This window comes from Streptomyces sp. MCA2 (assembly GCF_023544705.1).
Taxonomy (GTDB): domain Bacteria; phylum Actinomycetota; class Actinomycetes; order Streptomycetales; family Streptomycetaceae; genus Streptomyces; species Streptomyces decoyicus.
In genome coordinates, this window is record NZ_JAMJFM010000029.1 from 93,832 (window position 1) to 117,777 (window position 23,946).

A 23,946-nucleotide genomic window follows, 5' to 3' on the forward strand; every position below is an offset into this window, starting at 1 on the left:
CGCCCGCCTTATTCCGACGTACCGTCAGCCCCGGCCGGCGGCACGCCGTCCTCCAGTTCCGCCGGTCCACGGCCGTCCGCGAGGGCCTTCAGGGCGGCGCCGAGGCGCAGGGCCATCTCCCGGTTCACCAGCGTCTGGGCCTCGTCCCAGTGCACCATGCGCCAGGAGAGCAGCTCGTCCTCCTGCACACGGATCGCGGCCAGCTGCGCGGCGTCCAGCACCCCGCCGTCGTAGAGGTACGACACCAGCGGCGGCCGGTCCTTTCCGCGTACCCAGTCGACGACGAGCAGCGCGCCCGGCTCCACGTCCAGGCCGATCTCCTCGGCGGCCTCGCGGCGGGCGGCCTGACGGGGCGACTCGCCGTGGTCCGACTCGACCGTGCCGCCCGGCAGGATCCAGGTGTCGCGGTAGTTGGGCTCCACGAGCAGAAGGCGGCCTTCCGCGTCACGGAAGATGACGCCCGCGCCCGCGAGCACGCGGGGCAGGCCGGCGATGTACGTGGCGTAGTCCAAGGTGGTCACGGCGCGAGCCTAGACGGTACGGGTCCGGGGCCACGCCGGTCACGGGGATCTTGCCGGCGCACCCCGGGGGCGCTCGGCAGCACCGTCCGACCCCGGGCGTGTCTTTCCGACCAGGACGGGCCAGGGCGGATCTGGGAGCGGATCAGGGGCGGATCAGGGAGCGGGGCCGAAGCCCTTGGGGGAGCGCGTACCGGGCCCCGCGAGCCCGCCGTGATCGGCAAGGCACGTCCCAAGTGCCCTGTTCGCCGGGCCATGCGCCGGATAAGGTCACAGCGGCGCGACTGCCAGTTCGAAAGCAAGGGGAAACACGGTGGCGGACGCAGCAAGGACATCCACAGCACATGTGCTGATCGCCGCGGACAAATTCAAGGGTTCGCTCACGGCCGTCGAGGTCGCCGAGCATGTCACGGCCGGTCTCCGGCGTGCGGTCCCCGGTCTCGACGTGGCGGCCGTCCCGGTCGCGGACGGCGGCGACGGCACGGTCGCGGCGGCACTCGCGGCCGGCTTCACCCGGCACGAGGCACAGGTCACCGGCCCCACCGGCACGCCGGTGACGGCCACCTTCGCGCTGCGCGGAGGCATTGCGGTGGTGGAGATGGCGGAGGCCTCCGGGCTCCAGCACCTCCCGGCGGGCGTCTTCGCGCCCCTGACCGCGACCACGTACGGCACCGGCGAGCTGCTGCTCGCGGCCCTCGACGCGGGCGCGGCCTCGATCGTCTTCGGTGTCGGCGGCAGCGCCACGACCGACGGCGGCGCGGGCATGCTCGCGGCGCTGGGCGCGCGCTTCCTGGACGCGGACGGCGAGCCGGTCGCCCCTGGCGGCGGCCCGCTGCGCGACCTGGCCACCGCCGATCTGTCGGGGCTGGACCCCCGGCTGGCGAAGATCTCGATCGTGCTCGCCAGCGATGTGGACAACCCGCTCACGGGCCCGAAGGGCGCCCCGGCGGTCTACGGCCCGCAGAAGGGCGCGACCGAGGCGGACGTGGCCACGCTGGACGCCGCGCTGGCGCACTACGCCGAGGTGCTGGAGCGCGCGGTGGGCCCGAAGGCCGCGGAACACGCCCTGGCACCCGGCGCGGGCGCCGCGGGCGGGATCGGTTACGGCGCGCTGGTCGGCCTGGACGCGGCGTTCCGGCCGGGCATCGACGTGATGCTCGACGTCCTGGGCTTCGCCCCGGCGCTGGCCAAGGCCACCTTCGTCATCACCGGCGAGGGCTCGCTCGACACCCAGACGCTGCACGGCAAGGCCCCGGCGGGGGTCGCCGCCGCGGCCCGTGCGGCCGGTCTGGACGTGGTCGCGGTCTGCGGCCGCCTCCAGCTGACGCAGGAAGCGCTCGGCGCTGCGGGCATCCGGCGGGCCTACGCCCTGACGGATCTGGAGCCCGATCCGGCCCGCTGTATGGCCGAGGCGGGCCCGCTGCTGGAGCGGGCGGCGGAGCAGCTGGCGCGGGACTTCCTGGTCTGAGGCGGTGTGCGGCCCGCCGCGGGCCGCACACACGCGCACACCACAACGCCGCGGGCCCCGAGCGAGAAACTCGGTGGGGGCCCGCGGCGTCGTTCTGCGTTCCGCTAGGGAAGCTGTGCGGCGCGGGACTCCTCCCGCGACTCGCGGCGGTTGTCGCGGAAGGTGTTGACCCTCCGGGCCGTCGCGAACAGCGGGATCATCGCGCCCAGGACCACCTGGAGGGCACAGCCGGTCTGGAGCAGCAGCTGACCGCCGGGGGCGTCCAGCGCCCAGGCCGTGAGCATGCCCATGCTGAGCACGATCCAGCTGAGCATCGCCACCGCGAGCCGGCCCCGCGGCTTGGGGTACTCGACCCGGCTCACCATCAGCCAGGCCACCCCGATGATCGCCAGCAGCGTCGGCACGAAGGGCAGCTCCAGCAGCACGATGGCCACGACGGTCAGTGCGCCGAACGGGCCCGGCATGCCCTGGAACATGCCGTCGCGCATCGGTACGCAGGAGAACCGGGCAAGCCGGAGCACCACCGCCAGCAGCACCACGACGGCCGCGACCACGGACACCCGCTGGTTCGCGTCCTGGGTGACCATGCCCCAGGTCACCACGAAGTACGCGGGCGCCAGGCCGAAGCTGATCAGGTCGGAGAGGTTGTCGAGCTCGGCCCCCATCGCCGAGGCCCGCAGCTTGCGCGCCACCAGCCCGTCGAAGAGGTCGAAGACCGACGCCAGCAGCATCAGGATCACGGCCATCGCCGCGCTGTGGCGGGCCATCCCGCCGTCCTCGTTGCCCGTCAGATGCGGGATGAGGACCCCGGTGGTCGTGAAGTACACGGCCATGAAGCCGCAGATCGCGTTGCCGAGGGTGAGGGTGTCCGCTATTGACAGCCGCGTGGACAGCGGCATGTCGTCCTCGTCCTCGTCGGTCTCGGGCGCCCAGCCCGCCTGTGTCTCGGGATCAATCACGGTCAAGACGAGTCACCCCCGCGGTGGTCGCCTGGCCGACCTCGACCGCCACCTCGACGCCCTCCGGGAGGTAGACGTCGACGCGCGAGCCGAAGCGGATCAGTCCGATCCGCTCACCCTGCTCGACCTTGGTGCCCTCGGGCACGTACGGGACGATACGGCGGGCCACCGCGCCGGCGATCTGCACCATCTCGATGTCACCGAGCTCGGTGTCGAAGTGCCAGACCACCCGCTCGTTGTTCTCGCTCTCCTTGTTGAACGCCGGGACGAACCCGCCGGGGATGTGCTCCACGGACGTCACCGTGCCGGCCAGCGGCGCGCGGTTGACGTGGACGTTCAGCGGGCTCATGAAGATCGCGACGCGGGTGCGTCCGTCCTTCCACGGCATGATGCTCTGCACCACACCGTCGGCCGGGGAGATGACGCGTCCCTGAGCGATCTCCCGCTCGGGGTCGCGGAAAAACCACAGCATGCCCGCCGCCAGCGCGGTGGTGGGCACGGCAACAGCGGCCCAGCGACCCGACCGGCGGGACCGGGCGAGGCTGACCGCTGCCGTGGCAACGGTCGGCAGGAGCCACGGCGACGCTCCGCGCGCGAGGCGGACACGACCGCGTTGTGCAGAGGATTGGCTGTGGGGCATGGATGACCTTCGTAGCGGAGGATGCCGCGTATGGATACGGGGGACGGCGGCTTTCCGGGGATGGTATCGGTTGCGAGCGGCAACTGGCCAAGAGCCAGAGCCAATCCGTGGCCGAAGAACGATGACGGGGTGTGATCTTCGTCTAGATCAAAGCACCCCAAACAGGATGTTCACCCCTGGATCCGGTACTCCTCGAGTAGCCGTCGACCAATGATCATTTTCTGGATCTCTGCGGTGCCTTCGCCGATCAGGAGCATCGGGGCCTCGCGGTAGAGGCGCTCGATCTCGTACTCCTTGGAGAAGCCGTAGCCGCCGTGGATCCGGAAAGCGTCTTCCACTACCTCCTTGCAGTACTCGGAGGCCAGGTACTTCGCCATGCCCGCCTCGAGGTCGTTTCGCTGACCCGAGTCCTTTTTGCGAGCGGCATTAACCATCATCGCATGCGCGGCTTCGACCTTTGTCGCCATTTCCGCCAATTTGAACTGGATGGCCTGGTGCTGCGCGATCGGCTTGCCGAAGGTGTGCCGCTGCTGCGCGTACGAAACACCCAGCTCGAACGCGCGCTGGGCGACACCGCAGCCGCGTGCGGCCACGTTGACCCGGCCGACCTCGACGCCGTCCATCATGTGATAGAAGCCACGTCCGGTCTCGCCGCCGAGCACCCGATCGGCCGGGATCCGCAGCCCGTCCATGATCAGTTCGGTGGTGTCGACACCCTTGTAGCCCATCTTGTCGATCTTGCCCGGAATGGTCAGGCCGGGCCGCACCTCACCGAAGCCGGCCTCCTTCTCCACGAGGAAGGTCGTCATCGACTTGTGCGGGGCGGTGCCCTCCGGGTGCCCCTCGTCGGTCCGGCACAGCACGGCGACCAGTGTCGACGAGCCACCGTTGGTGAGCCACATCTTCTGGCCGTTCAGGACGTAATCGTTGCCGTCCCGTACGCCCTTGGAGGAGATGGCCGACACGTCCGAGCCGAGCGCCGGCTCCGACATCGAGAAGGCGCCGCGGATTTCACCGGCCGCCATCTTCGGCAGGAAATAGTCCTTCTGCTCCTGGGTGCCGTGCTGCTTGAGCATGTAGGCCACGATGAAGTGGGTGTTGATGATGCCCGAGACGCTCATCCAGCCGCGGGCGATCTCCTCGACGGTCAGCGCGTAGGTGAGAAGGGACTCACCCAGACCGCCGTACTCCTCCGGAATCATCAGGCCGAACACGCCGAGTTCCTTCAGGCCCTCGACGATCTGCGACGGGTATTCGTCGCGGTGTTCCAGCTCGGTGGCGACCGGCAGGATCTCCTTGTCCACGAAGTCGCGGACGGTGGAGAGGATTTCCCGCTGGATGTCGGTCAGGCCCTCGGTCTGCGCGAGACGGGTCATGGCTACTTCTCCTTCTTGGCCGGAGGGGCCTGAAGCTCCGGGCGGCCGGGCTGCTCGCCGCCGCGCTCCTTGATGTAGGTGGCCGTCGGGACCATGACCTTGCGCCGGAAGACGCAGACCAGGGTGCCGTCCTGCTTGTAGCCCTTGGTCTCGACGTACACGATGCCGCGGTCCGTCTTGGAGCGGGACGGCGTCTTGTCCAGCACGGTCGTCTCGCCGTAGAGCGTGTCGCCGTGGAAGGTGGGCGCCACATGCTTCAGCGACTCGATCTCCAGATTGGCGATGGCCTTTCCGGAGACGTCGGGCACCGACATGCCCAGCAGCAGCGAATAGATGTAGTTGCCGACGACGACGTTCTTGCCGAAATCGGTGGTCTGCTCCGCGTAGTTGCTGTCCATGTGCAGCGGGTGATGGTTCATCGTGAGCAGACAGAAGAGGTGGTCGTCGTATTCCGTGACGGTTTTGCCGGGCCAGTGCTTGTAGACATCGCCGACGGTGAACTCTTCATAGGTACGGCCGAACTGCATGGTGCTTATGCCTCCGGGGCCTCGAACTTGGACGTGCGGGTCATGCCGGCGGCCCGGCCCTTGCCGGCGACGACCAGTGCCATCTTCCGGCTCGCCTCGTCGATCATCTCGTCGCCGAGCATCGCGGAACCCTTGGCTCCGCCCGCCTCCGAGGTGTGCCACTCGTAGGCGTCCAGGATCAGCTCGGCGTGGTCGTAGTCCTCCTGGGAGGGGGAGAACACCTCATTGGCGGCCTCGACCTGACCCGGGTGCAGTACCCACTTGCCGTCGAAGCCGAGGGCGGCGGCGCGGCCGGCGACCTCGCGATAGCCGTCAACATTCTTGATCTGAAGGTATGGACCGTCGATCGCCTGTAGATCGTAGGTACGAGCCGCCATCAGAATGCGCATCAGAATGTAGTGATAGGCATCCGCCCCATAGCCGGGCGGCTGCTCGCCGACCACCAGGGACTTCATGTTGATGGACGCCATGAAGTCGGCCGGGCCGAAGATGATGGTCTCCAGGCGCGGCGAGGCCCCGGCGATCTCGTCGACGTTCACCAGGCCCTTGGCGTTCTCGATCTGCGCCTCGATGCCGATCCTGCCGACCTCGAAGCCCATGGTCTTCTCGATCTGCGTCAGCAGCAGGTCCAGCGCCACGATCTGCTGGGCGTCCTGGACCTTCGGCAGCATGATGCAGTCGAGGTTGGGGCCGGCGCCCTCGACGACCGTGATGACGTCCCGGTACGTCCAGTGCGTCGTCCAGTCGTTGACCCGCACGACCCGGGTCTTGCCCGTCCAGTCGCCCTCGTTCAGCGCCTCGACGATGTGGTGCCGGGCGCCCTCCTTGGCGAGCGGCGCGCAGGCGTCCTCCAGGTCCAGGAAGACCTGGTCGGCCGGGAGGCCCTGGGCCTTCTCCAGAAAGCGGGGATTACTGCCGGGGACCGCGAGACAGGAGCGGCGCGGTCGCAGGCGGTTTACCCGGGGGTGAGCCTGGGTCATGCGGGGACCTCCAGGGGGTCGAGCTGGTTCGCTTTCCGGATTTCGTCGACGATACGGCCGATGATCTCCGTAATACCGAAATCCTTGGGGGTGAACACGGCCGCCACTCCGGCTTCCCGGAGTGCGGCGGCGTCGGCGGAGGGGATGATGCCGCCGACGATGACCGGTATGGGAGGGCCGCCAGGCCCGGGAGTGGTGTCGACGCCGGTGCGGCGCAGCCGGGCCAGCACGTCCGGGACCAGCTCGGCGTGCGAGCCGGACAGGATCGACAGGCCCACACAGTGCACGTCCTCGGCGACCGCGGCCGAGACGATCTGCTCCGGGGTCAGCCGGATGCCCTGGTAGATCACCTCGAAGCCGGCGTCCCTGGCCCGTACGGCGATCTGCTCGGCGCCGTTGCTGTGCCCGTCCAGGCCGGGCTTGCCGACCAGCAGGCGCAGCTTGCCGCTGCCGAGCTCGGCCGCCGTCTTGGCGACCTTCTCGCGGACCGCGGCGAGCGGGCTGCCCTCCTCGGCGGCGACTGCCAGGGGAGCGCTGGAGACGCCCGTGGGGGCTCGGAACTCACCAAAGACGTCCCGCAGCGCCCAGGCCCACTCGCCGGTCGTCACGCCGGCGCGTGCGCACTCCACGGTGGCCGCGAAGAGGTTGCCGTCGCCCGCCGCGGTCTTCTTCAGGACCGACAGCGCTTCCTGGGCGCGCGTCTCGTCGCGGTTGTCCCGCCAGTCGTGCAGCGCCTGGACCACCCGTGCCTCGTTGGCCGGGTCGACGGTCATGATGGCCGTGTCGAGATCCGCGGTGAGCGGGTTGGGCTCGGTGCCCTCGAAGCAGTTGACGCCGACGATCTTCTCCTCGCCGGCCTCGATCCGGGCCCGCCGTTCGGCGTGCGCGGAGACCAGCTGCGACTTGAGATAGCCGGACTCCACCGCGGCCATCGCGCCGCCCATCTCCTGGATCCGCTCGATCTCGGCGAGGCATTCGGTGACCAGGGTGTCCACCTTGGCCTCGATGACATGCGAGCCGGCGAAGATGTCCTCGTACTCCAGCAGGTCGCTCTCGTGGGCGAGGACCTGCTGGATACGCAGCGACCACTGCTGGTCCCACGGGCGCGGCAGCCCCAACGCCTCGTTCCAGGCGGGGAGTTGCACGGCGCGGGCGCGGGCGTCCTTGGAGAGCGTGACGGCCAGCATCTCCAGGACGATCCGCTGGACGTTGTTCTCCGGCTGCGCCTCGGTCAGGCCGAGCGAGTTGACCTGGACGCCGTAGCGGAACCGGCGCTGCTTCTCGTTCTCGATGCCGTAGCGCTCACGGGTGATCTTGTCCCAGATGCGGCCGAAGGCGCGCATCTTGCACATCTCCTCGACGAACCGGACACCGGCGTTCACGAAGAACGAGATACGGGCCACGACATCACCGAACTTCTCCGGCGGCACCTGCCCCGAGTCCCGCACCGCGTCCAGTACCGCGATCGCGGTGGACATCGCATACGCGATCTCCTGGACCGGCGTGGCTCCCGCCTCCTGTAGGTGGTAGCTACAGATGTTGATCGGGTTCCACTTGGGGATGTGCGCCACCGTGTACGTGATCATGTCGGTGGTCAGCCGGAGCGAGGGGCCCGGCGGGAAGACGTGCGTCCCGCGCGACAGGTACTCCTTGACGATGTCGTTCTGCGTCGTCCCCGAGAGCTTGGAGATGTCGGCGCCCTGCTCCTCGGCGACCACCTCGTACAGCGCCAGCAGCCACATGGCCGTCGCGTTGATGGTCATCGAGGTGTTCATCTGGTCCAGGGGTATGTCCTGGAACAGCCGTCGCATGTCGCCGAGGTGGGACACCGGGACCCCGACCCGGCCGACCTCGCCGCGGGCGAGGATGTGGTCGGGGTCGTAGCCGGTCTGCGTCGGGAGGTCGAACGCGACCGACAGGCCGGTCTGGCCCTTGGCGAGGTTACGCCGGTACAGCTCGTTGGACGCCTCGGCGGTGGAGTGGCCGGCGTAGGTCCGCATCAGCCACGGACGATCCTTCTGACGCTCAGTCATATCAGGCCCGTATCTTCGTGGTCCGGAAGTCCGAGTCGCCTCAGACGTTCCGGAACCGGTTGATGGCGTCGAGGTGCTTGGCGCGCATTTCTTCGTCACGCACGCCCATGCCCTCCTCGGGGGCCAGCGCAAGCACGCCGACCTTGCCCTGGTGGAGGTTGCGGTGCACGTCGTACGCCGCCTGGCCGGTCTCTTCGAGGGTGTAGGTCCGCGACAGGGTCGGGTGGATCTTGCCCTTGGCGATCAGGCGGTTGGCCTCCCACGCCTCGCGGTAGTTGGCGAAGTGCGAGCCGACGATCCGCTTCAGCGACATCCACAGGTAGCGGTTGTCGTACTCGTGGTTGTAGCCCGAGGTCGAGGCGCAGGTGACGATGGTGCCGCCCTTGCGCGTGACGTACACGGACGCGCCGAAGGTCTCCCGGCCGGGGTGCTCGAAGACGATGTCCACGTCCTCGCCGCCGGTCAGCTCGCGGATGCGCTTGCCGAAGCGCTTCCACTCCTTGGGGTCCTGGTTGTGCTCGTCCTTCCAGAACTTGTAGCCCTCGGCGTTGCGGTCGATGATCGCCTCGGCGCCCATCTTCCGGCAGATCTCCGCCTTCTGGTCGGAGGAGACCACACAGATCGGGTTGGCGCCGCCGGCCAGCGCGAACTGGGTGGCGTAGCTGCCGAGCCCGCCGCTGGCGCCCCAGATCAGGACGTTGTCGCCCTGCTTCATCCCGGCGCCGTTCTGCGAGACGAGCTGGCGGTAGGCGGTCGAGTTGACCAGACCGGGCGACGCCGCCTCCTCCCAGCTCAGGTGCTTCGGCTTGGGCATCAGCTGGTTGGACTTGACCAGTGCGATCTCGGCCAGGCCGCCGAAGTTGGTCTCGAAGCCCCAGATCCGCTGCTCGGGGTCGAGCATGGTGTCGTTGTGGCCGTCGGAGGACTCCAGCTCGACGGACAGGCAGTGCGCGACGACCTCGTCGCCGGGGCCCCAGGCGTTGACACCGGGGCCGGTGCGCAGGACCACGCCGGCCAGGTCGGAGCCGATGACGTGGTACGGCAGGTCGTGCCGCTTGGTGAGCGGGGAGAGCCTGCCGTAGCGCTCCAGGAACCCGAACGTCGACACCGGCTCGAAGATCGAGGTCCACACGGAGTTGTAGTTCACGGAGGAGGCCATGACGGCCACCAGCGCCTCGCCCGGGCCCAGCTCGGGCACCGGCACCTCATCGACGTGCAGCGACTTGCGGGGGTCCTTCACCTTGCTTTCGAGGCCGGCGAACATCTCGGCCTCGTCCTTGTGCACGGTCACCGCGCGGTAGGACTCGGGGATGGTCAGGCCGGCGAAGTCGGCGCTGGTGGTGTCAGGCGCGAGGATTGCGTCCAGGATTTCGTTCACGGGGTGCCTCCGGCGAAGCTCGTTGGGGAACGGCTTTGAGGGAACGTCGGGGGTGGTGCAGAGGTGGTGCCGTCGGTTCGGCCGGGGTGGCCCCGTTGCCGTCGCCTCTGCGGGGGTCGCAGAGCCGTCGGCCGCGGTGCCTGGCAGCGCTTGGTGAGCGCGGTGCCCAGCAGCAGCTGGGAAGTGCCTGTGACGCAGGCATCCGGGCGGACAGCCGCATAGGGCTGGTGGGACAGCCGGCGTGCGTGGGTTCGCAGCACGCCGGCCGCCCGGACACCTTCAACGTATGACACCGCGTGCCAGGCGACAAGACACTGAGTGCCAAGAATTTCTCTCAGATGTCATCCGGGCGGCACGCATGAGCGAAAGAGGGCCGATGGGAGGCGTGCGGATGACGCAGAGGAAGGGGATATGTGCGCAGCGTGCGCAGGGAGGGCGTTACGCCATCCGGGTCGCGGCCCGGTCTGCCCAAGGGCACCGGGCCGCGCTCGTCTCCGGTTCCGGCCGGAAGGCCGTTACTTGCGCTCGGTGATCGCCTTGCGGATGGTGCGCATGACCTCGTCCAGCGGGGCGTCGGTGCGGGCCACCGCGACCAGGACCTCGCCCTCCCGCGAGACGGCCGCCGGAGGGGTCTCCCCGCTGCCGGTGCGGCCCGCGCCGATGCCGGCGCCGAAGGTCTCCCGGACGATCGCGAAGGCGTGGTCGAGCTGTGCCTCGACATCGCCCTGGGCGTCGGCCCGCAGCCAGCGCCGCAGTACGTGGTTGTGCGCGGTGACCACGGCGGACGCCGCGACCTCGGCGAGCAGCGGATCGTCGTCGCCCTCGCGGTGTGCGCCCTCGTCGAAGTGGCCCAGGAGATAGCGGGTGAACAGCCGCTCGTAGCGGGCCACCGAGGCGATCTCGGCCTCACGCAGGGTGGGGACCTCGCGGGTCAGGCGGTAGCGGGCCACCGAGACGGCCGGGGAGGCCGCGTACATCCGCATGACCTCCTTGATGCCGCGGCAGACCGTGTCCAGCGGATTCTCGTGCGGCGGGGCGGCGTCCAGGACGGCTTCCGCGCGGACGAGGGTGTCGTCGTGGTCGGGGAAGATCGCCTCTTCCTTGGAGCGGAAGTGGCGGAAGAAGGTACGCCGGGCGACGCCCGCGGCGGCCGCGATCTCATCGACCGTCGTCGCCTCATAGCCCTTGGTCGCAAACAGCTCCATCGCCGCCGCCGACAATTCACGGCGCATTTTGAGCCGTTGCGCAGCCGCCCGGCGGGTGCCGGGAGTGGTGGTGTCTGCGGTGTCGGAGGGCTGTGTACGAGCGGGCTGGGACATGTGGGGACGGTACTGCATATTTACGCGACCTGCGGCATGAGGTGCAGCCTTTGCCCCTGTGAGCGGGGGTGGACCGCCGTCGGGTTCCAGCAGTCCACCCCACCCTCCCCCGGCCGGGCCGGGGTGCCGCGACGCGTCAGCGCCGGGCGTACTCACGAAAGCCGCGGCCGGTCTTACGGCCGAGGCAGCCCGCGGCGACGAGGTGCTCCAGCAGCGGCGCCGGGGCCAGCCCGGGGTCGCGGAACTCGGCGTGCAGCACCTTCTCGATGGCCAGGGACACGTCCAGGCCGACCACGTCGAGGAGTTCGAACGGGCCCATCGGGTACCCGCCGCCGAGCTTCATGGCGGCGTCGATGTCGTCCAGGGTCGCGTAGTGCTCCTCGACCATCTTGATCGCGTTGTTCAAGTACGGGAACAGCAGCGCGTTCACGATGAATCCGGCCCGGTCGCCGCAGTCCACCGGGTGCTTGCGGACCTTGGCGCAGACCGCCCGCACGGTGGCGTGGACGTCGTCGGCCGTCAGGACCGTACGGACCACCTCCACCAGCTTCATGGCCGGCGCCGGGTTGAAGAAGTGCATCCCGACGACGTCCTCGGGGCGCGAGGTGGCGCGGGCGCAGGCCACGACCGGCAGCGACGAGGTCGTGGTGGCCAGGACGGCGCCCGGCTTGCAGACCTTGTCCAGGGTCGTGAACAGCTCCTGCTTGACCGCCAGGTCCTCGGCCACCGCCTCGACCGCGAGGTCCACGTCCGCGAACGCGTCCAGCGACCCGGCCGGGGTGATCGCCGCCAGCGCGGTGTCCCGGGCCTCGGCGCTCATCCGGCCCTTGTCCACGGAGCGGCCCAGCGACTTGGCGATCCTGGCCTTGGCCTTCTCCGCCTTCTCCAGGCTGCGGGCGGCCAGCACGACCTTGAAGCCCGCCTTGGCGAAGACCTCGGCGATACCGCTGGCCATCGTCCCGGAACCGGCCACGCCGACGCCGGTGACCGTACGCCCGCCGGCGAGCTCATCGGCGGCCGCCGGGCTCTCCGCGTCCGGCACGGCCGTGCCGCTGCCCGGGGCGTCGTACGTGTAGAAGCCGCGGCCCGCCTTGCGGCCGGTCAGCCCCGCCTCGGCGAGCTGGCCGAGGATCGGCGCGGGGGCGTGCAGCCGGTCCTGGGACTCGGCGTACATCGCCTCCAGGACCGTACGCGCGGTGTCCACGCCGATCAGGTCGAGCAGGGCCAGCGGGCCCATCGGCAGCCCGCAGCCGAGCCGCATCGCGGCGTCGATGTCCTCGCGGGTGGCGTACTTGGACTCGTACATCGCCGCGGCCTGGTTCAGGTAGCCGAACAGCAGGCCGTCGGCGACGAAGCCGGGGCGGTCACCCACCGCGATCGGGTCCTTGCCCAGGTCGTGCGCCAGGTCCGTGACGGCCGCGACCGCGGCGGGCGCGGTGAGCACCGAGGACACCACCTCGATCAGCTTCATGGCCGGTGCCGGGTTGAAGAAGTGCACGCCGAGCACCCGCTCGGGGCGCTGCGAGTCGGCGGCCAGCCGGGTCACGGACAGTGCGTTGGTGCCGGTGGCCAGGATGGTGTCCGGGCGCACCACGGCGTCCAGCCCGGCGAAGACCTGCCGCTTGAGCTCGTAGTCCTCGGGCACCACCTCGATGACGAGATCGGCGTCCGCGGCGGCCTGGAGGTCGGTGAAGGTACGGAACCGGGCCAGGATGTCCTGCCGCTCCCGCTCCGTGATCCGCTCGCGCTGCACGGCACGGGCGGTGGCGGCTTCGAGGGTGGTGACGGCGTGCCGGGCCGCGGCTTCGTCGGTGTCGATACCGATGACCTCGCGGCCCGCTCGGGCCAGCACCTCGGCGATGCCGGTGCCCATGGTGCCCAGGCCGACGACGGCGACGGTGGAAAGGGACAGGGGGGAGGGGGCAGTTGAGAGATCAGGGGTGGACTGAGGGCCCATCGCGAGACTCCTGAGGGTGTTCCCCTGAAGGCAGGGGAGAAGTGACGACTGAGGGGTACCGCGCGGCGTGCTGTCTGCCCTGCGCAGCGGCCGGAAAGCGGCGGTGGGCCGCGGGAGCCGCAGCGCTGCGGGAGCGCCGGCGGTGCGGGAGAAGCGGCGAGCCCTGTCCCGGGGCCGTGCCGTGTTCTCCGTACTGCTGTCGTGCTGTGCCGAACCGACTTCACACTGTGGCGGCTGCGTCACCAGGCCGCCCGAGCAGTGGTGCTGCTCGTTCCAGCAGGTTAACCGGTGAGTAACCAGAGCGCCAGGGGTAGGCGGGGTCATTAGGCTGTGGTGCGGGCCACGTCGCGGGAACCGGGGCGGCCGGCGGGAGGGGAGCGGCAAATGGAAGAGGAATTCCACGAGTTGACGGACCGGGTGCGGGCCGAACTCCGCTCCCCACAGGATCTGGTCGCTTACGAACGGTTGCTGGGGCTGGCCCGCAAGAAGACGCCGGCCGGGCGGGAGGAACTGGCCCGGATGCTGGTCGCCGTCGAACGTCCGCTGTGGGCCAGGGAGATCGCCGCCTTCATCCTCGGCTGCGCCGGCGACAAGCGCGCCTTCGAGACGCTCGTGCTGTTGCTGAACTACCGCGACCCGGTGCGCTGCGCCACCGCCGCGCACGCCCTGGGCCGCCTCGGCGACCCCCGCACCGCCCGCGCCGCCGCCGCGCTCGCCACCAACCCGCTGCGCACCGCCTACGCCCTGCACCCGGTCCGGCTGCTGGCCGAACTCCGCGCACCGCAGTCCGTACCGGCGCTGATCGCGACCCTGGAGCGACTGCTCACCCCGCACAACCCCTACTGGCGGGTGGCGCTCGCCTGTGTCGAGGGCCTGGGCGCGCTGGGCGACCGGCGCGCGGTCCCCTCGCTCACCGCCGCCGTCGGGCATCCCCGGCTGGCGGCCGCCGCGGCGGCGTCACTGGCGCGGCTGGGGGTGCACGAGGAGGTGAGGGCGGACGCCGGGCCCCAGGTGAAGGCGAACGCCGGGCCTCAGGAAAAGGAGGCCGCGCCGGACGGCGCGGGAGACGGCCGCGGAGACGGCGGGCGGGGTCAGGGGCCGGAGCGGGGCGAGGGCCCCGGCGGCGGCTCCGATTCCGATTCCGATTCCGGCGTCAGCGGGCGCCGGTAACGCAGCTCGGGGACGCTCCGGCCGCCGACCTCGTACGCCTCCTCGGCCCCGTCCGGCGCAAAACCGGCCCGCTCGTAGAACCGCTGGGCACGGGTGTTGCCGCGTACCACCCACAGATACAGCGCGCGGTAGCCGTGCGCCCGTGCGCGGGCGGTGCCGGCGGCCATCAGGGCGCGGCCGACGCCGGTGCCGATCAGACCGGGCGCGACGTAGAGGGCGAGCAGCTCACCCGCGGTCGGCGCGGGCGCGGGCAACTCCTCGGCCCCCGGGGCGATATCGGGGTCCCGGGCCGGTCCGACGCACGCCCAGCCCACGACGTCCCCGTCCCGTTCCGCCACCAGGTCCGACACCTCCGGCGACCGCCGCGCGAACCACGACCGCCGCCGCTCGGCATCCACCGCCACGCTCATCGCGTCCAGGTACGCCTGCGGCATCAGTCCGCGATACGCCGCCTGCCAGCCGCGGACCCGCACCGCCGAGACCGCGTCGATATCGGCCTCGGTCATTTCCCGTATGCGGACCGGGTGCGGGGGCCGCGCCCGGCTCCGTTCAAGAGACCCATCCATGCCGGAGAGGCTAGGGGTGTCCCCCTAAGAGTTTCCCGGCCGTCCGTCCGCACGGTCCGGGGGCGGGCCGCTTGACCTTGCCCCTGGTGTCAGGGTTCGAGACTCCCGGCATGGAACGCACCACGTACACCGGGCCGGACGCGCCCGGAACGGACCGCAGAGTTGTGATCGTCACCGGGGCCGGCACCGGGATCGGGCGCGCCACCGCCCATGCCTTCGCGGCGGAGGGGGCGCGCGTCCTGGCGGTGGGCCGCCGGCCCGCACCGCTGGCGGAGACGGCGGCGGGGGCCGCCGGCGGGCCCGGCGAGGTGGTCCCCTGCGCCGCCGACATCACCGCGGACGGCGGACCCGAGGATCTCGTACGCCAGGCCGTCGAGGCGTACGGCCGGCTGGACGTGCTGGTCAACAACGCCGCGGTGGTGGGCAGTGGGGCGCTGGGCAGCTTCACCAAGGAGGGGATGGAGCCGCTGCTGGCGACGAACCTCGTCGCGCCGGTACTGCTCACCCAGGCGGCGGTGCCCCACCTGGAGCGGACCGGCGGTGTGGTGGTCAACATCAGCACCTCGGTCGGGCAGCGGGGCCGGCCGGGCAACTCGGTCTACGCCGCGACGAAGACCGGGCTCGAACTCCTCACCCGCAGCTGGGCGGTGGAGCTGGCACCACGCGGCGTACGGGTCGTCGCCGTCGCCCCCGGTGCGATCGAGACCCCGATCGCGCGGCACCAAGGCTGGTCCCCGGAGCAGCGGGCGGCCCTACGGAAGTGGCAGATCGAGCACACCCCCATGGGGCGGGTGGGCCGACCCGAGGAGGTGGCCTGGGCCGTCACCCGGCTCGCGGCGCCGTCCGCGTCGTTCGTGACCGGGGTGATTCTCCCGGTCGATGGGGGAGCGGTGGTCGGCTGACGGGCACGGCCACGGGGCGGCCCGTGCGGTGCAGGCCGGGGCCGCCCGTCCCCGCCCTGGTAGAAACGGTGCCGGACAGGGAGGTGATCCGGTGCGGATCGGGGAGCTGGCGCAGGTCACGGGGGCGTCGCCGCGCGCGCTGCGGCACTACGAACGCGAGGGGCTGATCGCCTCGGAGCGGGCGGCGAACGGGTATCGCGTCTACGGCGAGCCCGCGGTCGTCAGGGTCCGCAACATCCTCCCCCATGCCTTAAGGGCATGGGAGGTACCCCCTTCTCCTCGCGGCGGGCCTCACCCTCGCCGACGTCCACTGCTTCACCCCCTGCCTGGACGGCGACATGTCCACCGCGCCGCCGTCCGCCGAGGGCCTGCGCATCGCCCGTGAGCGGCTCGCCGTCATCGATGAGCGGATCCGGGCCCAGACGGAGGCGCGCAACCGCCTGGCGCGGACCCTGGAGGCGGCTCCGGTCCCATGGCGACCTGAGTAAGGGATTCGGTGGCAGTAGGCCTGACCGCTCCGGCCGGGTCATAGCAAGGTCAACTGGGTCGGCTCCGCCGGGGAGTCTGGGCCCTCGCCGCGGGGTGCGCCGGGTGAACCGGGACCGGTCGCCTCCGGGCCGGCGTCCGTCGGCGGAATCCGGCGGGCCAGGCCGGGCCGGGAGGGGCCGATGCCGTATTCCGCGGCGAATTCGTGGACCTGGCGGGTGATCCGGCGCTGGTACCACTTCGGGGCGTAGGCGCCGTCCCCGTACATCGTCTCGTAACGCCGCACCAGATGCGGGTGGTGCTGCCCCAGCCACGCCATGAACCATTCCCGGGCGCCGGGCCGCAGATGCAGCACGAGCGGGGTGACGGAGCCGGCGCCGGCCTCGGCGATGGCGCGGACCGTGGCTCGCAGCTGGTCCGGCGAGTCCCCGAGGAACGGGATCACCGGCGCCATCAGCACCCCGCACGGAATGCCGTGTGCGGTGAGCGTGCGCACCACGTCCAGCCGGCGCTCCGGGGCGGGGGTGCCGGGCTCGACCGTGCGCCACAGCTCGCGGTCAAGGAAGCCGACGGAGACGGAGATGCCGACGTCGGTGACCTCGGAGGCCTGCTGGAGCAGCGCCAGATCCCGCAGGATGAGCGTGCCCTTGGTGAGGATCGAGAAGGGGTTGGCGTGGTCGCGCAGCGCCGTGATGATGCCGGGCATCAGGCCGTAGCGGCCTTCCGCGCGCTGGTAACAGTCGACATTGGTGCCCATCGCTATGTGGTCACCGCGCCAGCGCCGCCCGGCCAGCTCGCGGCGCAGCAGCTCGGGGGCGTTGACCTTCACCACGATCTGCGAGTCGAAGTCCTGTCCGGTGTCCAGGTCGAGGTAGCTGTGCGTCTTGCGCGCGAAGCAGTACACACAGGCGTGGCTACAGCCGCGGTAAGGGTTCACGGTCCATTCGAACGGCATCCGGGAGGCGCCGGGGACCCGGTTCACGATCGAGCGGGCGCGTACTTCGTGGAAGGTGATCCCGCGGAATTCGGGGGTGTCGAACGTCCGGCTGACGACGTCCGTACCGAACAGCGCGGCCGGGCTTTCGCCGAGGTTGTCCCAGCGCATCGGGCCTCCTTCTGGATCCAGCAGGGCCCCCCGCATCCATAATAGAACAAGTGTTCCCTTGCGGTTCGGTGGCCCTGAATTTGGGCGCGCCGCCGTGGGGTGGTTGGCTTGGCGCGGATCGCAGGACCGGCAGCCGAGTACTGGAGGAAGACACACATGGGGCAGGTCGAGGCCATCACGCAGCGCGAGATCGCGGCGGACCCGGAGGACGTGTTCGACGCGCTCGCCGACTACTCCGGCACGCGCCGCCAGCTGCTGCCCGAGCACTTCAGCGAGTACGAGGTCCGTGAGGGCGGCGACGGCAAGGGCACCCTCGTCCACTGGAAGCTCCAGGCCACGAGCAAGCGGGTGCGCGACTGCCTGCTGGAGGTCGACGAGCCGACCGACGGCCAGCTCGTCGAGAAGGACCGCAACTCCTCGATGGTCACCACCTGGGTCGTCACCCCGGCCGGCGAGAAGCGCGCCAAGGTCGTCGTCACCACCACCTGGGAGGGCGCCGGCGGTATCGGCGGCTTCTTCGAGCGGACCTTCGCCCCCAAGGGGCTCGGCCGGATCTACGATGCGCTGCTCGACAACCTCGCCGCCCACGTGGCGAAGTGATCGGCGGTCACAGCCGTCACCCTGAGCGCATGACGTCACACTCACCGGTTCGGGTGGTTTCCGGTGAGCCGAAGTGTCCGGCCCGCCGGAACGCCTCCGTACGGAAAGCCCTGATGGGAGCCCAATAGGCGCCCGGGGCAACGTACTTGACGTCCCTTCCCACCCCGCACGCACCCTTTCGCCGCGGTTGTTCGGTGTTGTCGCCCAATGCGAGAAATTGGGCGGCAACAGGCGTGACGAGGGGAGCAGCACGTGGGCGGGACCACCCTGAGCGAGCGGGTCGAGCGGGTCGAGCGGACCGGTCCGCCCGTATCCGGTCCGCCCGTATCCGGCGCGACACCGGCCCCGGCCGCGCACGACAGCCCCCAGGACCCCGCCCCCGGTACGGCGGTGCCGCTCGGCCCCCGCCGTGTCCGCATGGTCTTCCTCGGTCTGATGCTGACGCTGCTGCTCGCGGCCCTCGATCAGACCATCGTCGCCACCGCGCTCCCGAAGATCGTCGGGGAGCTGCACGGCCTGGGCCAGATGTCCTGGGCGGTGACGTCCTACCTCCTCGCCTCCACCATCGGGCTGCCCCTCTACGGCAAGCTCGGCGACCTCTTCGGCCGTAAGCCCGTCTTCCTCTTCGCCATCCTCGTCTTCACCGTCGGCTCGGCGCTGGCCGGCTGGTCGCGGACCATGGACGAACTGATCGCCTTCCGGGCCGTCCAGGGCGTCGGCGGTGGCGGGCTCATCATCGGGGTCCAGGCGATCATCGCCGATGTCGTACCGCCACGGGCCCGCGGCCGCTACATGGGCCTGATCGGTGCCGCCTTCGGCCTCGCCTCCGTGGCCGGCCCGCTGATCGGCGGCTTCTGCACCGATCGCGCCTCCTGGCGCTGGTGCTTCTACCTCAACGTCCCGTTCGGCGCACTGACGCTCCTGGTCATCGCCTTCGTGCTGAAGCTGCCCCGGCCGGCGCGCCGTGCCCGGCTGGATGTCGCCGGCGCGCTGCTGCTCGCCGCGTTCTCCACCTGCCTGGTCCTGCTGACCAGTTGGGGCGGCACCGAGTACGCCTGGAACTCGCGGGTCGTCCTCGGCCTCGGCGCCGGTGCGCTCGGCTGTGCCCTGCTGTTCCTCGCCGTCGAGCACTTCGCCGCCGAACCGCTGATCCCGCTGCGGCTGTTCCGCGACTCGGTCTTCAATGTCACCGGTCTGATCGGCGCCGTCGTCGGCATCGCGCTCTTCGGCGCCGCCAGCTATCTGCCGACCTTCCTGCAAATGGTCGACGGCGCCACGGCCACCGAGTCCGGGCTGCTGATGCTGCCGATGATGGGCGGCATCGTCCTCGCCTCCATCGTCTCCGGACAGCTCATCAGCCGCACCGGGCACTACAAGGTGTTCCCCGTCGTGGGCTGCGCGCTGGCCGCGGTGGGGATGTGGCTGCTGTCCGGGATGCAGCAGGACACCGCGCGCGAGGTCTACAGCCTCTGGATGGGCATCCTCGGCCTCGGCATCGGCTTCGTGATGCCGGTGCTGGTGCTCGCCGTGCAGAACTCCGTACGCACCGCCGACCTCGGCACCGCGACCAGCGCCTCCAACTACTTCCGGCAGATCGGCGGCAGCGTCGGTGCGGCCATCTTCGGCACCCTCTTCGCCGACCGGCTGGCCCGCCAGCTCGGCGACCGGCTGCCGAAGTCGGCGCGGCTGCCCGACCCGGAGTCGATCACCCCGCAACTGGTGCACGCCTTGCCCGCCTCGCTGCGCGACAGCTACGTCGCCGCGTATGCGCACGCCATGCCGGGGATCTTCTTCTATCTCGTGCCGGTGCTCGTCCTGGGCCTTGTGCTCGCCTTCTTCCTGAAAGAGAAACCCCTGGTGTCCCACGCCTCTCACGCTCCGCAGGCCTCCCCGACCCCGCAGGCGCCGTACGGCGATCCGGCCGACCCCGCCGCCGTGCCCCCGGCCCGGTCGATCCCGGACCCCACCGCCCCCAACTCCGGTGATTCCCGGGCCGCTTACTCCCGTATGCACAGCCACGCCGGCACCGGACAGCCCACCGTCATGGCCGGCGTCCCGGTGTGCGGCACCGTCCAGCACCATGACGGCAGCATCGTGCCGCGCGCCGCGCTCACCCTCATCGACGTCGCCGGCCGCCAGGTCGGCCGCGGCGCCACCGGCGACGACGGGCGGTATGCGCTGAGCACCCCGGGCGCCGGCTCGTATGTGCTGATCGCCGCGGCGGGCGGGCACCAGCCGCAGGCCGTCAGCGTCACCGTCGGCGAGCGGCCGGTCGAGCTGGACGTCGTGCTCGGCGGCGCCGGGCGCCTCGCGGGCACCGTCACCACCGCCGACGGCACGCCCGTACGCGATGCCATGGTCACCCTCACCGATGTCCGCGGCGAGGTCGTCGCCACCACCCGCAGCGGGCGCGAAGGCGGCTATGTCATCGGGGAGTTGGTGGCCGGCGAGTACACGCTCGCCTCCAGTGCCCCCGCGTTCCGCCCCGCCGCGCTGCCGGTGACCGTCCAGGCCTCGCGGGAGACCCGCCAGGACATCGAGCTCGCCGGCGGCGCGGTGCTGCGCGGGACCGTACGGGCCGGCGGCGGACGGCCCGTCGAGGACGCCAGGGTCACCCTCCTGGACGCCGCCGGCAATGTCGTCGACACCGCGACCACCGGAGCCGACGGGCTGTTCCGCTTCGTGGATCTGTCGGCCGGTGAGTACACCGTCATCGCCGCCGGATACCCGCCGGTCGCCACCGTCCTGCGGATGGCGGGCGGCGGACGCACCGAGCGCGACCTCCAGCTCGGGCACGAGGACTGAGGGCTCCGCGACGCCTGCGGCGGACGGTGCGCACGGTGCGCGGACGCGCTCCCTCTTCGGGGAATGCCGCCCGCCGCACCGTGCCGCGGTCGTACCGTGATGGGGGTGGTGCACGGTCGGTGTACGAAGGAGCAACCACCCATGGAGCGTGGCCCGTTGCGCGGCGACGACCTGACCCTCGGGGCGCCCCGGGACGCGGCGCCCGGACGGATTCCGCTTGCGGTCGTGGTGGTGGGCGCGGACGGCCGGATCTCCCACTGGAGCGGCGGTGCGCACCGGCTCTTCGGGCCCACCCGTGAGGAGGCGGTGGGCGCCCCCGCCGTCGATCTGATGCCGGTCACCGGTGCGCTCGGCGACGAGGAGTGGGGCGCCCGGCGCACGAACGGCTCGGCGGAGTGCGATGGCGCGGAAGAGCGCCACGGCTTGGCGGAGCGCCCCGGCTCGGCGGCGAGCAGCGGCGGGGAGATGAGCAAGGGCGCGGAGGGGGCCGACTTCCCTGTCCTGGAGACCTCGTCGGCCGGTGGTGCGTCCTACCCCACGGCCGGACGGGCCCGGATGACCACCGCCGGGACGGGCGCGGTGGACCTGCTGTGGTGGGCGTACCCCCTGGCAGGGCCGGGCGTCGGACAGATCCTCGTCCTTGCGGCGGACGCCGAGCGGTTGCCCGGCGGGGACGACGGGGAGAGCGGCGCGGGACGCGAACGCTTCGCGCCCGCCTTCGGGCTGCACACGGACATCCCCGGCGCCGGCGACCTGGCCCGGCGGCTGCCGGAGATCCTGCCGAGCATAAGTCCCCAGGAGAGCGCCCGGATCGTCTCCCAGGTCCTGGAACTGGGTTACCCGGTGCTGGAGGTCAGCCTCCAGGAGCGGTTCCCGGTGACCCTCGACTGAGGAGGGCACGCTCCCAAGCCCTGTGCGGCTGACGCTTCGTCAATGAGAGGGTGCCCACGGCTCCGACGCGTCGGAGCCGTGCGGCCCGCCGCATCCACACGGCACGCCGCACCCGCACGGCCCGTGGCACCCGAGCGGCTCCTCAGGGGCAGCCGGTCAGCCGGGCGGGCGCCGTACCGAACCGCAGCCGGGTGATGAGCGGGCGGTCCCCACGGAGCAGGGGCAGGGCCGCGGCGCGCGGGGCGAGGTAGCCGAGGAAGCCGCGGCCCGCGGGGAGCGGAACGTCGGACACGTCGCTGATGGCCGGATGGGCGGTGCGCAGCCGGTCCCGGTCGGCCGCGTCCATGCCCCAGGGCATCGGGGGCAGACGATGGCCGCCGGGACCCTTGGCGCCGGTGCGGGTGCGGGCGCTGAAGCGCCGTGACACGGTGTCGAACACCATCGAGCCGCCGGGAAACGCATCGGCGCAGGCGGCGATCAACTGAGTTGCCTGCGCGGGCTGGAGATACATCATCAGTCCCTGCGCGGTCACCAGGACACCGCGCGAGGGGTCGATGCCGGCCGTCCATTGGCTGTCGCGGACATCGCAGGCGACGAGCCGCTGGCGCGCTCCGTGCGGCAGCAGACGCCTGCGCAGCGCCAACGGGTCGGTGAGGTCGACGGTGACCCAGTCGGCCCGTCCGTTGTCCACCCGCCAGAACTGTGTCTCCAGGCCCTCGCCGAGGGCGATCACGGTGCCGTCCGGATGGGCGGTGAGGAAGGCGCGCACCACTCCGTCGAATCCGAGGGCCCGCAGGGCGATGGCCTGCGCCAGCCATGGCCGGGCGCCGCCCAGCCGGTCCCGGAAGGGAAAGTCGACCTCCCCGATGAGCTGTACGGCGCGTGGATCGGCCAGCACCGTGTCCGGGCGGGCGGCCTCGGCGGCGCGGTGGTAGAGCGTCCACAACGCCGTTTCGGGAACTCCCTTGAGGTCTGCCTTGACGCGGCCTGGCACCGAGTTCCTCCCAGAGTGCGGTGTGGCGGCGGGCCGGCGGCGGAACACCTCTCGGCCCACCGGACCCACTGCCTCGATGCGGCGTTGATATCGCCGCTCCCGCACCGCGCGGGGCCGATCGGGGTACCGGTCACCCTGGGGAGTGCATAGTCGTACCGCAGAAGTCGGCCGCGGCGTCCCGCCGCCACCGGGCAACTGAAGGAAGCCGGCCCGGCCTCCGCGCCTCAGTGGGTCAGATCGCGGTGGATGACCCGGGCGGCGCCCTCGACCGTGTCCACGCCGTACTTCATGGTGCGGCTTCCGGTGGAGAGGACGGCCATGCTGTAGTCGTGGCCGCTGCCGGTGAAGGTGCCGACGCTGTTCACCCGCCAGCCGCCGGTGTCGCGCGGCAGCCAGCCGTTCTTGACGTGAACGTCCGTCGTGGCGGGAGCGCCGGCCGGAACGCCCCAGCGCTGGTCGGGGGCGACCCGGTGCATCAGGTCGAGCGCGTAGCCGCGGGAGTCCGCGGTGAGGACGGTGTTGTCCTTGGCGAGCAGCTGCATCAGCTTGAGCTGGTCGCCGGCGGTGATCTGGGTGAGGCCCCAGGCCTTGCCCGCGCCGGGGACGGTGTCCCGCATGTCCGCCAGGGACAGGAAGTGCTTGATGCCGGCGGGGCGGATCTGGCGCCAGAGGGCGGAGGTCGATTTGTTGTCCGACTTGGTGATCATGGCGGTGGTCAGCTTCACCTCGCGCGGGGTCAGCTCGCGGTGCGCCTCCTGCGTCTGCCGCAGCAGGGCCCCGAGCACAGTGACCTTCACCACACTCGCCGAGTCGAAGTGGGTGCCCGCCTTGAAATCGCAGCGGGTCCCGGTGTGCGGGTCGTAGACCGACAGCGCCGAGGCGCCCTTGCGCCCGTGCAGGGCGTCGGCGATGTCGTGGGACAGGGCGGGCGCCAGGCCCGGCTTCTTCGAGGTGCACACGACCTTGGAGCCGTCCACCGGCGTGCTGGCGGTGCTGGCCGAGGCCGAGGTCGCCGTCGTGAGCGCCGTCAGCAGCGTTCCGGCAGCCACGGCCGCGGCCAGCCCGCGGCGCGTGCCGGTCGATATGCGTGATCCGTGCATGAAGGTGGTGTCCTGTCCCGCTGTGTATCGGAGGCCCGCTGTCGGGCGGCCGGCCTCGTGCGACCGGCGGTACGCCGGGCCTCTGCGGCCGCGATGCGGCCGGGGTCCCGGTCAAGGGGTCACAGCGACGATACGGGGCGGGGCTGCGGGCACCTCGGATTCTTGGGGTGGA

20 protein-coding genes and 1 pseudogene are annotated in these 23,946 nt (G+C 71.1%); 7 read left to right on the top strand and 14 right to left on the bottom strand.

What is annotated here, in order from left to right:
• Positions 1-8 precede the first annotated feature (8 nt).
• The gene (locus tag M8I34_RS23710) at positions 9-521 is read right to left on the bottom strand and encodes an NUDIX domain-containing protein (RefSeq protein WP_250052155.1); all 513 of its coding nucleotides are present in this window, start codon (positions 519-521) and stop codon (positions 9-11) included.
• A gap of 343 nt (positions 522-864) precedes the next feature.
• Here M8I34_RS23710 and M8I34_RS23715 point away from each other — a divergent pair, with 343 nt between their 5' ends.
• Positions 865-1,986 (top strand): glycerate kinase, encoded by a 1,122-nt coding sequence (locus M8I34_RS23715; protein ID WP_250052201.1) that lies wholly within the window; start codon positions 865-867, stop codon positions 1,984-1,986.
• A 104-nt stretch (positions 1,987-2,090) separates the two neighbouring features.
• Here M8I34_RS23715 and pssA read toward each other — a convergent pair whose 3' ends face one another.
• The 9 genes from pssA to M8I34_RS23760 all read right to left on the bottom strand — a co-directional run bounded on the left by pssA (position 2,091) and on the right by M8I34_RS23760 (position 13,155).
• Positions 2,091-2,951: a CDP-diacylglycerol--serine O-phosphatidyltransferase gene (gene pssA, locus M8I34_RS23720; RefSeq protein ID WP_244417941.1), complete on the bottom strand. Its 861-nt coding sequence runs from the start codon at positions 2,949-2,951 to the stop codon at positions 2,091-2,093.
• The gene (locus tag M8I34_RS23725; protein WP_030079423.1) at positions 2,938-3,585 is read right to left on the bottom strand and encodes a phosphatidylserine decarboxylase; all 648 of its coding nucleotides are present in this window, start codon (positions 3,583-3,585) and stop codon (positions 2,938-2,940) included. Before M8I34_RS23725 ends, pssA begins: the two co-directional genes overlap by 14 nt.
• 170 nt (positions 3,586-3,755) lie before the next feature.
• Complete coding sequence (locus M8I34_RS23730) at positions 3,756-4,961, bottom strand: acyl-CoA dehydrogenase family protein (RefSeq protein WP_250052157.1); 1,206 nt, start codon at positions 4,959-4,961, stop codon at positions 3,756-3,758.
• Between the two features lie 2 nt (positions 4,962-4,963).
• Positions 4,964-5,488, bottom strand: a complete 525-nt coding sequence (locus tag M8I34_RS23735; protein WP_238576183.1) for a MaoC family dehydratase — start codon at positions 5,486-5,488, stop codon at positions 4,964-4,966.
• 5 nt (positions 5,489-5,493) lie between these two features.
• A complete protein-coding gene (locus tag M8I34_RS23740) occupies positions 5,494-6,468 on the bottom strand; it encodes a CoA ester lyase (protein ID WP_030984043.1) in 975 nt (324 codons plus the stop codon).
• Positions 6,465-8,501, bottom strand: coding sequence for a methylmalonyl-CoA mutase family protein (locus tag M8I34_RS23745; protein ID WP_250052159.1), 2,037 nt, complete (start codon positions 8,499-8,501; stop codon positions 6,465-6,467). The genes M8I34_RS23740 and M8I34_RS23745 overlap by 4 nt, the downstream gene beginning before the upstream one ends.
• Positions 8,502-8,541: 40 nt before the next feature.
• Positions 8,542-9,879, bottom strand: a complete 1,338-nt coding sequence (gene ccrA / locus M8I34_RS23750) for a crotonyl-CoA carboxylase/reductase (RefSeq protein WP_250052161.1) — start codon at positions 9,877-9,879, stop codon at positions 8,542-8,544.
• Positions 9,880-10,394: 515 nt separating this feature from the next.
• Positions 10,395-11,198: a TetR family transcriptional regulator gene (locus M8I34_RS23755; RefSeq protein WP_030079432.1), complete on the bottom strand. Its 804-nt coding sequence runs from the start codon at positions 11,196-11,198 to the stop codon at positions 10,395-10,397.
• Positions 11,199-11,334: 136 nt separating this feature from the next.
• Entirely contained in the window at positions 11,335-13,155 is a 1,821-nt protein-coding gene (locus M8I34_RS23760; protein WP_250052163.1) for a 3-hydroxyacyl-CoA dehydrogenase family protein, read from the bottom strand.
• 384 nt (positions 13,156-13,539) lie between these two features.
• Here M8I34_RS23760 and M8I34_RS23765 point away from each other — a divergent pair, with 384 nt between their 5' ends.
• The gene (locus tag M8I34_RS23765; RefSeq protein WP_250052165.1) at positions 13,540-14,325 is read left to right on the top strand and encodes a HEAT repeat domain-containing protein; all 786 of its coding nucleotides are present in this window, start codon (positions 13,540-13,542) and stop codon (positions 14,323-14,325) included.
• Here M8I34_RS23765 and M8I34_RS23770 read toward each other — a convergent pair.
• Positions 14,247-14,831 (bottom strand): GNAT family N-acetyltransferase, encoded by a 585-nt coding sequence (locus M8I34_RS23770; RefSeq protein WP_250052203.1) that lies wholly within the window; start codon positions 14,829-14,831, stop codon positions 14,247-14,249. The genes M8I34_RS23765 and M8I34_RS23770 overlap by 79 nt on opposite strands.
• A 170-nt stretch (positions 14,832-15,001) precedes the next feature.
• Here M8I34_RS23770 and M8I34_RS23775 point away from each other — a divergent pair, with 170 nt between their 5' ends.
• Complete coding sequence (locus M8I34_RS23775) at positions 15,002-15,793, top strand: SDR family NAD(P)-dependent oxidoreductase (protein ID WP_250052167.1); 792 nt, start codon at positions 15,002-15,004, stop codon at positions 15,791-15,793.
• Between the two features lie 91 nt (positions 15,794-15,884).
• Positions 15,885-16,281 (top strand): annotated as a pseudogene (locus M8I34_RS23780) (MerR family DNA-binding transcriptional regulator).
• A gap of 38 nt (positions 16,282-16,319) precedes the next feature.
• On the opposite strand, the gene M8I34_RS23785 reads toward M8I34_RS23780, so the two are convergent.
• On the bottom strand, positions 16,320-17,384 hold the full coding sequence (locus M8I34_RS23785; protein WP_250052177.1) for an Rv2578c family radical SAM protein: 1,065 nt from the start codon (positions 17,382-17,384) through the stop codon (positions 16,320-16,322).
• A 156-nt stretch (positions 17,385-17,540) separates the two neighbouring features.
• Here M8I34_RS23785 and M8I34_RS23790 point away from each other — a divergent pair, with 156 nt between their 5' ends.
• The 3 genes from M8I34_RS23790 (at position 17,541) to M8I34_RS23800 (ending at position 21,680) form a co-directional block, all read left to right on the top strand.
• The gene (locus M8I34_RS23790) at positions 17,541-17,984 is read left to right on the top strand and encodes an SRPBCC family protein (RefSeq protein WP_030984033.1); all 444 of its coding nucleotides are present in this window, start codon (positions 17,541-17,543) and stop codon (positions 17,982-17,984) included.
• Between the two features lie 252 nt (positions 17,985-18,236).
• Positions 18,237-20,789: an MFS transporter gene (locus tag M8I34_RS23795; protein WP_374210975.1), complete on the top strand. Its 2,553-nt coding sequence runs from the start codon at positions 18,237-18,239 to the stop codon at positions 20,787-20,789.
• 141 nt (positions 20,790-20,930) lie between these two features.
• Positions 20,931-21,680 (top strand): PAS domain-containing protein, encoded by a 750-nt coding sequence (locus tag M8I34_RS23800; protein WP_308372588.1) that lies wholly within the window; start codon positions 20,931-20,933, stop codon positions 21,678-21,680.
• A 142-nt stretch (positions 21,681-21,822) separates the two neighbouring features.
• On the opposite strand, the gene M8I34_RS23805 is transcribed toward M8I34_RS23800, so the two are convergent.
• Together M8I34_RS23805 and M8I34_RS23810 are read right to left on the bottom strand one after the other, a co-directional pair.
• Entirely contained in the window at positions 21,823-22,674 is an 852-nt protein-coding gene (locus tag M8I34_RS23805) for a class I SAM-dependent methyltransferase (protein ID WP_250052180.1), read from the bottom strand.
• A 224-nt stretch (positions 22,675-22,898) separates the two neighbouring features.
• Positions 22,899-23,774: a serine hydrolase gene (locus M8I34_RS23810; RefSeq protein ID WP_250052182.1), complete on the bottom strand. Its 876-nt coding sequence runs from the start codon at positions 23,772-23,774 to the stop codon at positions 22,899-22,901.
• Between the last annotated feature and the right edge of the window lie 172 nt (positions 23,775-23,946).

Excerpts from the sequence above, each read along its gene's own strand:
- M8I34_RS23725 (WP_030079423.1), bottom strand. The coding sequence starts at position 3,585 with ATGCCCCACAGCCAATCCTCTGCACAACGCGGTCGTGTCCGCCTCGCG.
- M8I34_RS23730 (WP_250052157.1), bottom strand. The coding sequence starts at position 4,961 with ATGACCCGTCTCGCGCAGACCGAGGGCCTGACCGACATCCAGCGGGAA.
- M8I34_RS23735 (WP_238576183.1), bottom strand. The coding sequence starts at position 5,488 with ATGCAGTTCGGCCGTACCTATGAAGAGTTCACCGTCGGCGATGTCTAC.
- M8I34_RS23740 (WP_030984043.1), bottom strand. The coding sequence starts at position 6,468 with ATGACCCAGGCTCACCCCCGGGTAAACCGCCTGCGACCGCGCCGCTCC.
- M8I34_RS23745 (WP_250052159.1), bottom strand. The coding sequence starts at position 8,501 with ATGACTGAGCGTCAGAAGGATCGTCCGTGGCTGATGCGGACCTACGCC.
- M8I34_RS23755 (WP_030079432.1), bottom strand. The coding sequence starts at position 11,198 with ATGTCCCAGCCCGCTCGTACACAGCCCTCCGACACCGCAGACACCACC.
- M8I34_RS23760 (WP_250052163.1), bottom strand. The coding sequence starts at position 13,155 with ATGGGCCCTCAGTCCACCCCTGATCTCTCAACTGCCCCCTCCCCCCTG.
- M8I34_RS23765 (WP_250052165.1), top strand. The coding sequence starts at position 13,540 with ATGGAAGAGGAATTCCACGAGTTGACGGACCGGGTGCGGGCCGAACTC.
- M8I34_RS23770 (WP_250052203.1), bottom strand. The coding sequence starts at position 14,831 with ATGACCGAGGCCGATATCGACGCGGTCTCGGCGGTGCGGGTCCGCGGC.
- M8I34_RS23775 (WP_250052167.1), top strand. The coding sequence starts at position 15,002 with ATGGAACGCACCACGTACACCGGGCCGGACGCGCCCGGAACGGACCGC.
- M8I34_RS23785 (WP_250052177.1), bottom strand. The coding sequence starts at position 17,384 with ATGCGCTGGGACAACCTCGGCGAAAGCCCGGCCGCGCTGTTCGGTACG.
- M8I34_RS23790 (WP_030984033.1), top strand. The coding sequence starts at position 17,541 with ATGGGGCAGGTCGAGGCCATCACGCAGCGCGAGATCGCGGCGGACCCG.
- M8I34_RS23800 (WP_308372588.1), top strand. The coding sequence starts at position 20,931 with ATGGAGCGTGGCCCGTTGCGCGGCGACGACCTGACCCTCGGGGCGCCC.
- M8I34_RS23810 (WP_250052182.1), bottom strand. The coding sequence starts at position 23,774 with ATGCACGGATCACGCATATCGACCGGCACGCGCCGCGGGCTGGCCGCG.